Below are 13,859 nucleotides of genomic sequence, written 5' to 3'. Positions count from 1 at the left end.
CCATTAGCCGCTTTAAGATCTCTTATTAAAGAAAGCTTACTTATATGAATATAGAGGATAAAAAACAGAGTTTACTTTTTAAACGAGGTGGGACTTGCCAAGAGGAAAGATTATTACAAGGTTTACTTAACAATGATAGGTTAATAGACAGCAAAGGTTTAGATGAATATATTGTATTTACTTATCTATATAGCGATCTGCTTAAATTCTATGAGAACCAAAATGAATCTGTCAACTATAATGCATGGAGGAGTTTTATAGAATTTGACGATACAACTATCCATTCGCTTATTCTTCATACGCAGCTCAATAAGCTTAAAGAACCTATTAGCAATTATTTCTTGGCACTAAAACGTATTAAGTCCATAGAATTAGATAACAAACATCTAAAAGGGTTACTGTCTACACTAGAGGAAATTCTATTATTATTTAACTATTGGCATGAAAACCTATCTGAAGAAAGTGTAGTTAAATTGGAGATCTATAACCTAATACGGTATGAACTAAATGGGGATATTACTTTCTTATACAACTTATTAAAACAAGAATCCAATAGGGGCCTAACCAATCCTCCTATACCCTTTTTTAAATTTATAGAAAGCCTATGGGATAAACATGAAATTTGGGAGAGGAACCTAACGGGTTTAGATGAAGGCTTAGATGCTGTGACAATGCATCAACAAGTACAAAATACGCTAAACGATCTGTTTGACAGTATTTTTAATGGTATGGCCAATTTACAAAAATTGGCTGGAGAAAATTATACTTCTACATTAATAAGCCAGCAACATAGACCCCAAGCTGCACTAATTATAGCCTTTTTAAGGCTATTAGAATATGCCATAGTGCATATGAATCATATTCCACAACGCCATTTAGACTATTACTATAGAGAAGTCTTAAAATTTAGTGAAGAGCCGGTAAAGCCTGACAAAGTATATGTACATTTCCTCCTAAAAGAGAATAAAAAGAATTTTCTTCTAGCAAAAGGATTACAGCTGACTGCCGGTAAAGACGAGGCAGGGCAAGATATTATTTTCGAAACAGATAAATCATTAGTTGTCAGCCAAGCTAAAATTAGCCGCATTCATACCTTTAACTTATTAACCCAAACACATGACTCAGATGAAAGCTTTCCTAAAATAGATCTTGATGTAGCTACTTATGAACCAGAAGCTATTTATCAACAGAAAAAATATTTAAATCTTTTCTCAAACGATACATCTGCACAAATAACAACATTAGGGCCCATAGGCTTTTTGATTGCTTCTCCTATTTTATACCTCAAAGAAGGAAAAAGAAAAATAACCCTAGGGTTCAAGTTTGAAAAAAAGACTTTCGAGGCCTTAGTACAATCAGTAAAGGAAGGAGATACTGTTGCTTCTAATGAAGTTTATGATAAACTGGCTAGTAGATTTAATGAAACCATTACTGTACAGGCAACCACTGAAGAAGGATGGACTAGCATACCTCAAAATTCCGTTAGCACTACTGTAAAAAGTGAAAAGAGTTACTTAGAGATTACCCTCATGCTAATGCCAGATATACTTCCTATTGTAAAGTTTAGCAGTGAGTTACATGGAGAATTAGATAGAATTGAGGCTCCTAGCCTTCGTATTTTATTGCATCCAGAATCGCCATTAGCTTATATTTTCTTATTTAAAGAAGTAGCTCTTGAAAGGCTAACTATCAACGTTGATGTAACAGATTACAGGGGTCTTGTCTTACAAAACGATCTAGGATTGATTGATACTAGTCAACCTTTTCAACCTTTTGGACCTTTTCCTAAACTCCACTCTAATTTTTATATAGGAAGCGATGAGATATTCTATAAAGATCTAACAAATTTTAAAATTAATATTACTTGGGTAGGACTACCTACTATGGATAATGGATTTAAAAAGTATTATGAAGCCTACCCAGGAAAAATAACCAACCAAGACTTCCAAATAAATGTCTCTTATCTAAAACATAGGCAATGGAATCCATTCTACCCAGAAAATAGACAAAAAATTGCCTTATTTGAAGTTGAGAAGAAACTTGCTAATACCGTAGAAAACTTAAAAGAGAAACGGACAATTGGCGAAATAGATTTCGATAAGCTTGGCTTACTCAGACAAATATATGCTCTTAATCCTCCCGTATGGACAGCTAAGACACTAACAGGATTTCTTAAGTTAGAACTTGATGGACCTGATATGGCATTTGGGCATACTATCTACCCTACCGTATTAGCCCAGACCACCATACTGAATGATAAAAATAAGCATAAAAAACAAGTCGATGTTCCCATACTTAATGAACCATATACACCAGTTATCAAGTCATTAAGTGTAGACTATAGTGCGCAAGACCAAATTTATCTTAAAAAGGCACATGAACCAGCCAATCAAAACTCCCTTAAGCGATACATAAAATTGATGCCTTTTGGATATAAAGCTGAGTTTCCTAAAGCGACCAAGGATTTTGCACATACCATTAATGCAGATACAGGGGAATGCTTTTTTACGCTAGGTATCCAAAACCTGAATGCTTCTATCATGCGCTTACATATTCAAGTGGACGAGGGTGGCATTAATCCTGATAGTGAATTTACTAAGCCTACTTGGAGCTATTTATCAGACAACAACTGGGTTAATTTTAAGGAAAATGAAATTATTGCAGATGAAACCATGGGGCTTACTAAATCTGGTATTATTGTTTTTATAATACCTACTGCTGCTAACGATAGCAATACATTGATGAGCACAGGGCTTATATGGATTAGAGGTAATTTTCCACCTAACTCATCTTCTCTACCCAAAATATTAGGTATGTATACCCAAGCTGTATCAGCCACTAGAAAGATTGACACTTCTAAAAACAGCGAGCAACCTACTAGATTACCTGCCTACACTATACAAGGCATTCTAGGTAGCTCTATAGCTATAGAGTCTGTGGTGCAACCTTTCCCATCATTTGGTGGAAAACCAGCCGAGACACAAACTAAATTGTATACAAGAATTAGTGAACGTTTAAGGCACAAAGATAGAGCCATTTCCGCTTGGGATTATGAAAGAATTGTATTAGAGAGATTTCCTGAAATATTTCGTGTAAAATGTATCAATCATTCAAGAAAAAACCAACCATTTGTACTTCAGCCAGGCAGAGTAACCTTAGTAGTAATTCCTACTATTAAAGAAGCTATCTTAGGTAAAAACTCTTTACCACAAGCAAGCAAGCAGCTATTAGAATCCATTAAGCAAGAATTGCAAAAATCAGCTTCTCCTTTTGTATCTATTGAAGTCATCAACCCTGTATATGAAGAAGTAAGGGTAAACTTAGAGGTAAAATTTAAAAGAGGGTATGAAAAAGGCATATATTCTAATGAGTTACAAAGAGCTATCAAAAGCTTTCTTTCACCTTGGTTGTTTAACAAATCTGAAGATATCCGCTTGGGAGTGATTATTCCTTCTTCAAAAATTATGGATTTTATTAGTAAGCGATATTATGTGGAAGCTATCGGAAATTTCTCTATATTAAAATATACAGGGTCAAACATTACAAAGATTACAGATTATGACAACCAACTCATGTCTACTTATTCTTGGTCTGTTATGTTTTCTTCTGATAACCATAGAATAACAGTAGTAGATAACATTGACCCTAATTCCAATCTACGTTACGGTGGTGTAGACGATATGAGTGTTGAAGATGATTTTATCATAGGCCCTTGGAAATCCAATTCAGAACAGAAATGGATAGAGGAGGTGCAGGAAGAAGAAATACAAGAAAGTCTAGAAGAATATTATTTAATAACCAAGAAATACATTAAGCATTAAATTTATGTCCATAGCTAGCAGAGTACAGCTCAAAAAAGCTTTTGAAAAAGGTGCTATTCCTACAGAACAAGATTTTAGCAACCTAATAGACTCAATGATTCATAAACAGGAAGATGGATTAATTTCAGAAGACGAAGGTTTAAGGCTTTCTCCTAAAGGGAGTGATAGAAGACTACTTACATTCTTTGATAATCTGAATGGATTTAAACCTTCTTGGGCAATTGAGCAATACCCTAAAAACAGCTCAGAGTTCGGTCTTAACTTAGTAGATCAGCAAGGAGAAAGCAAGCTATTTATTCGTTATGATGGAAATGTGGGTATTGGAACTTTAAATCCTACTAACAAATTAGAGGTAAATGGCAACATGAGTATGCATGGTCGTCGTGGCACTTATATGTCTGGACAAGTACCAGGTGACGGAAGCTGGTATACTATTACTCCTAAACTTAGCCAATGCCATGCTTTTGAAATTATTGCTAAAGTAAGTAAGGCAGGTAGAGGTCTACATGCTATGTTACATGCATTTGCCTTAAGCACATTTAAAGGTTCTAAAAGCCCAATTACAAAGACACATGCCTACTATAATAGCTTTAGGGATAAAATAGACATACGATGGGCAGGAACTAATTTTAATTATGCATTGCAAATAAAAACCAAGCGCAATTATGGAGCAGGCAATATGATTTCTTACTATATTACTAATCTTTGGTGGGAAGAAGGTGAAGAGAGTGTGAAAGAAAGTAAGTAAAACAGAATTTAGTTTACATATTAATTTAAAAATCTACTATAAAAACAGAAAGCATATATAGCATGGCTACCATAGAATTACGTTTAGATATTAATGAAGTAAATGTTATTATTAAAGCATTATCAGATCGTCCTTTTAAAGAAGTGTATGAATTACTAGGGAAAATACATGCACAATCTAATGCACAGCTATCACAAAACACTGCTGAAGGTAAGAATGGCAAGGGTTAGTTGTTATGGATAGCTACAAACATGTATTGGCTCTAATAGAACCCTTTTAAATTAAAGCCAGCATTAATAAAGCTTACCTATATTATAGCACAAGTTATTTGCATGCTTTTGCCTTTATTTTCAGGACACTTTTATGACAGATAACTTGTGATATATGGAAACAATAATATCAATTTGATCTGCATGTTTCCTTAACTCTTTATTACCTCTGCTTGTCATTGCCATGAATTGCTCATTAGACCCGCTGCGAAACAACTGCCGTAAAAAAACAGAGGAGCATTTTGCACAATTCAGAAAATATAAAAAATAAGAATAGACGTTTAAAGTATAAAAAACGCAGGTTGAATTTTTATAAATAATAAATTTAACTCTCAAAAATCTAATGTTTTTATCGATCTTCTGTTTCGCAGCGGGTCTATTCTTGTTTGCATCTGAATTATGAAGAAGCTGCTTTGCTTACATACTAGTTAAGTTATGCTAAAAATTTTGTAAACTCTTCTTCTAACTCCCGCATGCTTGCTGCTTGTAGCTGTGCTGCTATTCCCTTCTCTATTAGATGTTTGGTCCCCAATAATTATGGTTATATTAGAGTAGCTACTATAAGTGATCAAAATCAAGCTAAAAAATTATGGGACAACTATTGCATAAATGCGCCAGGACAACAGAGAAAACTCGTAGAGAAATACAGCTATCTAAAGAAAGCATAGCCACTTTAGCTAGAGGATATGGAGTTAACCGTAAAACAGTAGCTAAATGGAAAAACAGAACTACATGCCAGGATGCAGCTATGGGGCCTAAAGTCAGGCGTTCTAAGGTATTAACCCAGCAAGAGGAAGGGGTTATTATTGCTTTTAGAAAGCTGACTCAATTGCCCTTAGATGATTGTCTGTATACTTTACAAGAAACCATACCTCACTTATCGCGTTCTACTTTGCATCGTTGTTTTCAGCGCCATGGCTGCCCTAAACTAGAGAAAGTACAGACTAAGGAGAAAGTGGCTAAGAAGCATTTTAAAGCGTATCCTATTGGCTACTTCCATATAGATATAGCACAAGTGCAGACCGCCCAGGGTAAACTCTATTTGTTTGTGGCAATAGATAGAACCAGTAAATTTTGTTATGCTAGACTCTATCCCTTTGCTTCTAAATCAGCAGCCGTAGGCTTTTTACAAGACTTGATAGCTTTTGTTCCTTATAATATAGATAAAATACTTACTGATAATGGTGTACAGTTTACAAACAGGAAAGAAGGAGAATTAGGGCTCGAGCATATGTTTGACCGCATTTGTGAGCAAGAAGGCATCGTTCACAGAAGAACGCAGCTGGCACATCCATGGACCAATGGCCAGGTAGAGCGCATGAACAGAACAATCAAAGAGGCTACTGTGCAAAGCTATTATTATAGTAGCCATCAGCAGTTAGAGCGGCACTTAAATGACTTCTTGTTAGCTTATAATTTTGCTCGTACACTTAAGGCACTCAAGGGCAAAACTCCTTGGCAATTGATAGAGGAACAATGGCAAAAAAACCTCACCTTTTTCATAAAAATATTAATACCTTCACTAAGGGACTAAACAATTAGATCTGCTGCGAAAGAGATAAAATAGAGTAGGAATTTGAATAAAACAGAGAGGATCTTGCCAGTAGCGATGCTATTTGTTAAAAAGCATGCTTGAAGTTTATCATACCCGCTATAATATTAAAGCGCAGGTTATATTTGTTCTCAAAGTTACGGTAAATAATCTTAAACACCTTGATCTCTCTTATCTTATGCTCTACCTTCATGCGTATGGAGGATAGCTTTCTGTTATGTTCTCTCTGCTCCTTGGTTAATGGCCGCTTACGGCTCTTTTTATAGGGAATCATGACATTGCTCTGTATCTTTTGCCAGCCTTGATAGCCACTATCTGCTAGCTTTAAGCTTTCTTTAGGTAAGAGTTTTTCTCCTTTACGGATTTTAAAGTCATGCTCTTTTCCTTTATGAGATTTGGATACAGAGAGTATCTTTCCATCTTCTCCCATCACTATCTCTGTTTTTATAGTATGTCTCTTCTTCTTGCCTGAATATGATTTCTTTTGCTTCTTAGTAGGCCTTTGCGTAGGCTGCTCGCTCACATCTGCTAATATGCGCAATACCTTATCTGAGGTTAAGCTGCAATCTTTTTTAATGCTAATCTTCTTAGCTAGTAATGGCTCCATTTTTCTTAACAAGCGGCATATGTTAGAGTTGTGTAAGTTAAACAAATAGCCTAAAAACACATGGCTAATATAAGTGCGATAATACATGAGTACACAGAGCAATTTATCTTCCATGGTAGGTAAATGACTCATCCTACCTTGGCGCAGCTTGCTCGATTCTAGCTCTTCAAAGAGAGGCCTTACTTTTAAAACTAATTGCTCAAAGGTTTCTAGTCTCAAGCCAGTTATTCTTCTAAAGTTATAGGGATATTTGCTTATCCTGGTGTAGGTTAAATGCATACTTATTCCTTTTATATAATAAGAATTACATCTTAACCCTTTTTATCTTCTTTGTCAACCTTTTTCGCAGCAGATCTAATGAAGACTGAGTTTTATGACACAGCTATGAGAAAAAAGATATATACCAGCTTAGAAGAATTGCAGCGTGATTTGGATGAGTGGTTATATTACTACAACAATGAGCGAAGTCATAGTGGAAAGTATTGTTATGGGAAAACGCCTATGCAAACTTTTAAAGACAGTAAGCACTTAGCCTTGGAAAAGAACAACGAGTTGTTGTATCTTTCTAGCACACCAGACAGGCTAGAGTATGCTGACAATTTGCATCCCCTGTTGTAATCTGTCTGTCAGTTTAAATCTTGACTTGTACAAATTATTAAGCCCTTATTGGTTTATTCAACCTTTTCTGCTAGAAGGTAACTTGGTGCACCTTGCTTGTATATCCATTTCTCTTTATTATTTAAAATCCTATTCGTTTCATCTTTACTTAACAAAACGTGTGAATCTTCCCACTCACTACTTTCTCGGCCTGCTATTTCAAATCCTATGTATCTATATATACCTAAATTATAATTAGAAAACAATTTAGTAACTTGATTTTTTAATATTATAAAATCAGAATCATTAATATAATAATTCTGCGGATATGCACCGATACCATTTCCGTTTGCTAAAAGCTTATTTCCTTTTTCTATTTCTAAAAAGTATGGTATTAACAATATAAATGTGTATTCACCTGTTTCTTCTATTTCTTCAAAAACATGTTTTTGAAAATTAGTCAGCATAGTTATCTTAATGTTGGGTTATCTTTTAAAGGAATTCGCTCCCATTCTTGATAGCTTCTTTTAAGATATGTACTTTTTTTACACTAATAATATCAGTGCCATCTTTTAGTTTTGATGGATCAACTTCTATAATTTTAATTATATCAGATGTATTAGTAGGATTTATTGCTTTAAATCCTGGCTTATCCTTTTTAAGCTTTTCAATTTTCCACCCTTTTTGTTGAAGGAATTCTTTAAACTGATCAGGGCATGCACCTTTAAAAGAATAATTTATTTCCTTCAATTCTAAAATTGAATTAACTTATTTTAATTTCCTCTTCTAAACCTATTTCCTTTAGGTGAATTGAGAATATTTCTGCCTGATTCCTAAATTTTTCTAAAGCATGATAATACCCCATTCCTATACCGCTTATAAACATTTTCTCATTATCATTTTCAAAAGAAGAACTTTTTAGATATTCATTAGTTTCCTCATAAGCCTCCTTTAATTGCTCTATAACTTCATATATATACCATTTATATCTATCCGCTGTTTTCTCTGATTTTTTTATATCTATCATTTCCTACTATTTAAAATGCCTTTAATAATTTCCCTTTGCTCTTTGAAGTTCTTTATCTCTTTCGGCCAAATTTTTTCTATCAAAGCTTGCCTTCTTTCAGCTCTTAACATATCCCAAGGCCCTTCTAAGTCTTTTCCATATTCTTTTAGATATCTTGCTGGGTCTTTTATTAAGTTTTTATGCTTTTCTATACTCTTTTCAAGAGACTTAAGGGCTTTTTCTAGCTGCTTGTCAGGCAATTGTATACTGCTTCTATACATACCAGCATGCTTACCTCCTTCTCTAGCAATCTCATGTGCTGTTTTAAATTGTTTCCCTTTATTCATTAAATCAATATTAACTGCTCCTTTCACCCCTTCTACTACCGCCTTCTCTACTTTAGCGCCTTGCTGGATTTTCTTAATAAACTCAACACCCTTGGTAGCACCTTTAGTGGTTCCTTTGATAATCTCTCCACCAAAGAGTGCTTGCACTATCTCTGCTGTCATATATCCCAATGCCTTATCTTGGCCTAAATGATAATTCTCTGCATCAAATGCTCGGCAGAAAAAGTCGTGCCTACTTTTTACTTCTTGGACAGCCTGCATACGAGCTTTATAAGCTGCTGGATCTTCCCAGTCTTGCTTTGTCTGATCAAATATGCATTTACAAGCTTTTCCTAGGTTAGCCCAGCCTTCTTTGACTCCTAACTTATCTTCCCACTTCACCAATGATTCTACTCCCCTCACCCCCAATTTACCCAACAGTATAGGCATATCTACTGTAAACGCTTTTCCAGTATCATAAAAGCTTTCCCCAAAACCTTTTAAACCTTCTGCTGCCCTTCTTAATCCTTTTGATGTATGTGGGCAGCCTAGTAGATCCCGTAAAGGGTTAATGATATTATCTCTAATCTCTTCTGCTTCTTTCCGAAATTCACGTGACTTGCCTATACCGGCTAATATTTTATAGTCTAATTCTGCACTTTCTATCAATTCATCTGTGCCGCTTTCCTCCGCTTCTCTTCTCAATGCAGCTGCTTCTATGCCTAACTCTACAGCTTGCTGATAAAGCGGGTGGCTTTGGAATTTCTCTAGCTGTTTTACCCTTAACGCTTGTAAAGACTTATTATTGGGTTCTTTTTTGAGCTTCTCATCGATCATCAATAATACTACTCTACAATTAGTAAATTCAGCATCCTCTACACAAGATTTCACTTGATCTTTAACCAAGCTTTTAAGTTGCTCTTTAGCTTGTCCTATTTTTATCAGCTCTTTTTCATGGGCTTTTTTGGGAGATGCTTCTTTTCTTCTGGCTTTTTGGTTAGCTCTTCTTTGTTCTTTTCTGGCTTGCCTTTTTGCTGCTGATTCTTTCTCTTTCTCATTTATACCTGCTTGGCTACTAGCCCTTTCTTGTTCTTCCTTTTGGCTTACTGTTTTCTCGTACTTAGCTTCTCTTTCTAAATGCTCCTCTACACCTTGCCTTTCTTCTTCTTCATCCTCCTCGCTACTGTTAGCATTCTCTTCTGCTGCTGGGAAATTAACAGTTATATCTAAAGTATCTATCAGTTTTTGCAAATTGAAGTTATTGCTGGAGTCTTCTGGAAAAATTTCCTCTAGTTGCGCTATGGTTATACCTGACTTATTGGTTATAGTTATTTCAGGCTTTTCGACTGACTTTCCTATGCTCTTAGCTAATTCTTCTTGCTCTTGCTCTATCCTTTTTGAAACATGCTTGGCTGCATAGCTAAAAGCTGACTTGTACTTATCCCATAAAACTTTCCTGTGAGTATAATCTCTAATCACCCCTTCAAGTTGTCTTTTAGCTTCTTTCAAGTTCTCTATACTAGGTGTCTTATATTGTTTAGTTGGGAAATCTTCCAATCGTTTTATAGCTGCTTCTACATGAGGTCTTATCTCTTGTGCCGTTGCTATGATAATAGCTGAGTCTGCTTCTTCCTCTTGTAGCCTGTTAATAGTTTCTATTCTTGCATCCAACACTTGCTTGATTTCACCTACGACTGCATTATACCTCTCCTTATCCAGGGCAGCTTCAACCTGTACAGATAGCTTTTCCAGCTCATTGAGTGCTTGCTCGAGCGAAGATCTGCTAATGCATTTATATTTTTCATACGACTTTAATTTTTCTATATAGAATCTAGCCTGTTTTTGTAGATATAGAGCGTCTGCTAAACCTTGTATTTTGGAATGTCCCAATTGGACTTGTATTTCCTTTAACAAATCACTCCACTGGTTATGAATTTCTGCTTCACTTTTATCAGTAGTACTAGTGGAAGTAGTACTAGATGTAGCCGGGTTAGTAGGCTCTGTAGCTGATACAGCAGGTGTATTTGTGCTAGTGCTTGAAGAGTAGTGGTCATAGCTAAAACTGTCCGCTCTATCATTGTAGGGTATTTTTGTCTTACGTGTACCACTCTCAACTTTAACTGCTGGACCTTTAGTGGGTGTGCTGAGTAGTGGTTCAGTAGTACTTGTAGCAGTAGAAATGTCCCCAGACGAAGATAGGGTTGTACTATGAAGGTTATTTGTTGCTTGGGTAGTACCAGGTGTCAAGCTTGTATCCTTTTCTTTTCCTTTATCTTTTACCTTAATCTCTTTTGGTGTAGTTGTAGCACTAGCTAGTATTGATTCTTTTCTTGTTTCCTCATAATGGCTAGTTGGACGCTCGCGCTCTAAGCTTTGTGTTAGCTCTGACTCTAATTCTTTTAAAGTAGACAATTCTTGACCTTTTTTGGTTAGCTGGTCTAACAACAGCTTATTCCCTATTTCAGAATTACCTGGTGTAATGTAAGCGGTCTGTGTTTGGCTATACGACCGTTCCTGTTGTTGCTTGATTTCACGTAGCTGTTTAAGTAGTTGCTCCCCTTTTGCTTGTTGTTGCTGGCTGGCTGATACACTCGTAGCTTTAGGACCATCATTTTTAGCCTCTTGTATGTGCTTTCTCACCTCCGTAGCTGCATTCTCTAGGGTAAGATGGGGGGCTTTAGATTCTTTGCTTGAAGAGGATGACTCCTTAGAAGCAGCAGGCTTACTTTCACTATTACTGCTACTAGCAGCTTGGTTAGATGCCCTGCTGCTAGAATATGAACTAGTATGGCTGGAGAAGCTAGAATGGGAAGTGCTATGGGTATCATGCTTTATACCTGCAGAAGATAACATAGCTGAGACATTAGCTGAACTCTTATCACAAAAATCCTTAAAACTATCACTAGTATGGGAAGTGCTATGGGTATCATGCTTTATACCTGCAGAAGATAACGAAGCTGAAACATTAGCTGAACTCTTATTACAAAAATCCTTAAAGCTATCTCGATGATGGGAACTGGAAGATGAAGTTTTTGGCATACTGAAACTACTATGTGAGCTTCCAATATTATGACTTGCTCTACCACTGCTACTACTTGAACTGTGGCTAGAGCCAGATGTACTCCTCTCACTAGATTCACTTCTGCTAGATGTCCTATCGCTATCATTTCCACCGCCTCCTTTGGAACCACTATTCCCACCACCGAGCAGCCCCCCGTCACCTATATATACATACCCTTTGCCAGTTGAACTTTTTTCAGGAAATACTACTCCTATATGTGCCTCTTGCCATTCAGGGCTATGTTTACTTAACTGGTTGGTTGTAAAACCAGGTGCTAGATATAAATCCAAATACTGCGTTCTACTAAAACCTATAGGAGCATTCTCTTTAACAATTGCCATCCACTTGCCTTCTACAACGGTTAGATATACTTGATGGCCTCCTTTTGCTATTAAACCTTGGTCTATTGTAAGAAGCTCAGCAACAGTAACATTTAATGCTATATCGCTAAGCTCACTAACTTGTTTCTGGCTGGCTCGAGCTTGCTCTCTATAAGAATCTAAATCCTTACTCTTATTTAAGGTAGTAAAATGCTTGTCCCCTATAGCTTTATCGTGAGTAAGCTTTCTACTGTAACCTGTGGGTCTATCTATATAAACCGGCGTTGTAAAAGTTTTTGCTTGACTCGATACCGACTTCTGCTCTTTATTCTTCTTTAAAGTTTTAGAGCGTCCTACAAAGAGAGCTTTACCTTCTGTGGCAGAAGCACTATTACTTTCAACTAAGGGCAACTGATTGGTTAAAGATTGGCTTAAAGTGGATTCTCTTTTATCCTTTGTCTCGGCAACGTATCTTTCTAATCCATTTACCAAGGGAACTAAGGCACCCACTTTGCTCGGTTCCTTATCTGCCTTCTTATGTCCATGAGCTATTTGCTGCTCTATAGGAATATTGAAATTATCACCACAACTGGTTAGTGTTAGTAGCTGACTACTCAGTAAAATAAAAGCTATGATTCTTTTAGAAGTGCTATACATGGCTATTTTTGATAGGTAAAGTTTGAAAAAAGAATGATTAGTTTTGAGTAATATTTAGATAAATATATCCAGGCAAATATGCAACAAATAATTATAAAAAGTGTAAAACTAAGTCGTGATTTAATTCTATTTATACTTTCCTTTAAACAACCTATTTCTAAGTAAGTATTAAGCTCTATTTCAGAGAAAAAACAAAAAGAAAAACCAGAAAAACTGGCAAAAAGAAAAAGAAAAAAGAGACTGGTTTGAAAGCTTTCAAAAGGAGCCATGTCAAGGATTTAAGGTATTAAAAAATACTACCTGCACATAGTAAAGGTGGAGATTTTTTAAGAAGCTAGGCATAGTGAAATCATTGACAAGACTTTTGAATGGCAATGTGTGCTTTGAAAGCTTAATTTGAGGAGCTTTTTTATTTTAAGGCGAGCCGATTGCGAGCGCGATCGAGCCCGCCCAGGAAAGAGCCGTGCAAACGGAGACCTGGGCGTCGAAGGCTTTTTTGCCTAGGTGTATAAATGAAATGTAGCAGTCGCGGTGTTTTGCCGAGCTTTGTGAGGGAAAAGCGCTTGCGTGGGCAAAAAAGCCTGTGGCGAGTGAGCCAGCAGGCGAGTCGAACACCGAGGGCGTGAGTTCTCCCCAACAAGAAATCAATGAGTGCAAGCGAATACCTTAATGGGGTTTGGGGAGACGTGGAGCCCGCAGATGAACATGGAGTAAAGCGTGTGTAACAAAACAAGAGAGCTTGCCGAAGGAGCACCAACAGGAGCGAACGAAGGCAAGTAAGCGGTATATGCAAGGGCTTTAGAGGCCCCAAGGCCGTCCTTTGCATATATGGTTTTTAAAACAAAGCGCGCGACGAGTGAATACCTTATTTCCATTTCCGCTCCCTGAAGAAAGA

Annotated in this window: 9 protein-coding genes and 1 pseudogene; 5 read left to right on the top strand and 5 right to left on the bottom strand. The window is 36.4% G+C overall.

Features of this window, described 5'->3' with window-relative positions; genetic code table 11:
• Positions 1–44: 44 nt before the first annotated feature.
• The 4 genes from AASI_RS02855 to AASI_RS02845 all read left to right on the top strand — a co-directional run bounded on the left by AASI_RS02855 (position 45) and on the right by AASI_RS02845 (position 6,372).
• Positions 45–3,821, top strand: coding sequence for a baseplate J/gp47 family protein (locus AASI_RS02855; protein WP_012472726.1), 3,777 nt, complete (start codon positions 45–47; stop codon positions 3,819–3,821).
• A gap of 4 nt (positions 3,822–3,825) precedes the next feature.
• Entirely contained in the window at positions 3,826–4,569 is a 744-nt protein-coding gene (locus tag AASI_RS02850) for a hypothetical protein (protein WP_012472725.1), read from the top strand.
• Positions 4,570–4,631: 62 nt separating this feature from the next.
• The gene (locus AASI_RS08790; protein ID WP_012472724.1) at positions 4,632–4,799 is read left to right on the top strand and encodes a hypothetical protein; all 168 of its coding nucleotides are present in this window, start codon (positions 4,632–4,634) and stop codon (positions 4,797–4,799) included.
• Between the two features lie 628 nt (positions 4,800–5,427).
• Entirely contained in the window at positions 5,428–6,372 is a 945-nt protein-coding gene (locus tag AASI_RS02845) for an IS481-like element ISCaa11 family transposase (protein WP_012472723.1), read from the top strand.
• Positions 6,373–6,457: 85 nt separating this feature from the next.
• On the opposite strand, the gene AASI_RS02840 is transcribed toward AASI_RS02845, so the two are convergent.
• A complete protein-coding gene (locus tag AASI_RS02840; RefSeq protein ID WP_012472722.1) occupies positions 6,458–7,276 on the bottom strand; it encodes an IS5/IS1182 family transposase in 819 nt (272 codons plus the stop codon).
• A 78-nt stretch (positions 7,277–7,354) separates the two neighbouring features.
• Here AASI_RS02840 and AASI_RS02835 point away from each other — a divergent pair.
• Positions 7,355–7,615, top strand: a pseudogene (locus AASI_RS02835) (IS3 family transposase); the annotation flags it as partial.
• A gap of 53 nt (positions 7,616–7,668) precedes the next feature.
• Here the strand turns inward: AASI_RS02835 and AASI_RS02830 are convergent.
• From AASI_RS02830 to AASI_RS09065, 4 genes are read right to left on the bottom strand one after another with little or no spacing between them, the layout of a single operon-like run.
• A complete protein-coding gene (locus AASI_RS02830; protein WP_012472720.1) occupies positions 7,669–8,061 on the bottom strand; it encodes a hypothetical protein in 393 nt (130 codons plus the stop codon).
• Between the two features lie 25 nt (positions 8,062–8,086).
• Positions 8,087–8,344: a hypothetical protein gene (locus AASI_RS02825; RefSeq protein WP_012472719.1), complete on the bottom strand. Its 258-nt coding sequence runs from the start codon at positions 8,342–8,344 to the stop codon at positions 8,087–8,089.
• Between the two features lie 13 nt (positions 8,345–8,357).
• A complete protein-coding gene (locus AASI_RS02820; protein WP_012472718.1) occupies positions 8,358–8,621 on the bottom strand; it encodes a hypothetical protein in 264 nt (87 codons plus the stop codon).
• On the bottom strand, positions 8,618–12,964 hold the full coding sequence (locus tag AASI_RS09065; protein ID WP_012472717.1) for a hypothetical protein: 4,347 nt from the start codon (positions 12,962–12,964) through the stop codon (positions 8,618–8,620). The genes AASI_RS02820 and AASI_RS09065 overlap by 4 nt, the downstream gene beginning before the upstream one ends.
• Positions 12,965–13,859: the final 895 nt, after the last annotated feature.

Source organism: Candidatus Amoebophilus asiaticus 5a2 (assembly GCF_000020565.1).
Taxonomy (GTDB): Bacteria; Bacteroidota; Bacteroidia; order Cytophagales; family Amoebophilaceae; genus Amoebophilus; species Amoebophilus asiaticus.
The sequence above is the reverse complement of the archived record's forward strand: the minus strand, read 5'-3'. Positions and strand labels throughout refer to the sequence as shown.

Coding starts and splice junctions, on each gene's coding strand:
- AASI_RS02855 (WP_012472726.1), top strand. CDS start 45: ATGAATATAGAGGATAAAAAACAGAGTTTACTTTTTAAACGAGGTGGG.
- AASI_RS02850 (WP_012472725.1), top strand. CDS start 3,826: ATGTCCATAGCTAGCAGAGTACAGCTCAAAAAAGCTTTTGAAAAAGGT.
- AASI_RS08790 (WP_012472724.1), top strand. CDS start 4,632: ATGGCTACCATAGAATTACGTTTAGATATTAATGAAGTAAATGTTATT.
- AASI_RS02845 (WP_012472723.1), top strand. CDS start 5,428: ATGGGACAACTATTGCATAAATGCGCCAGGACAACAGAGAAAACTCGT.
- AASI_RS02840 (WP_012472722.1), bottom strand. CDS start 7,276: ATGCATTTAACCTACACCAGGATAAGCAAATATCCCTATAACTTTAGA.
- AASI_RS02830 (WP_012472720.1), bottom strand. CDS start 8,061: ATGCTGACTAATTTTCAAAAACATGTTTTTGAAGAAATAGAAGAAACA.
- AASI_RS02820 (WP_012472718.1), bottom strand. CDS start 8,621: ATGATAGATATAAAAAAATCAGAGAAAACAGCGGATAGATATAAATGG.
- AASI_RS09065 (WP_012472717.1), bottom strand. CDS start 12,964: ATGTATAGCACTTCTAAAAGAATCATAGCTTTTATTTTACTGAGTAGT.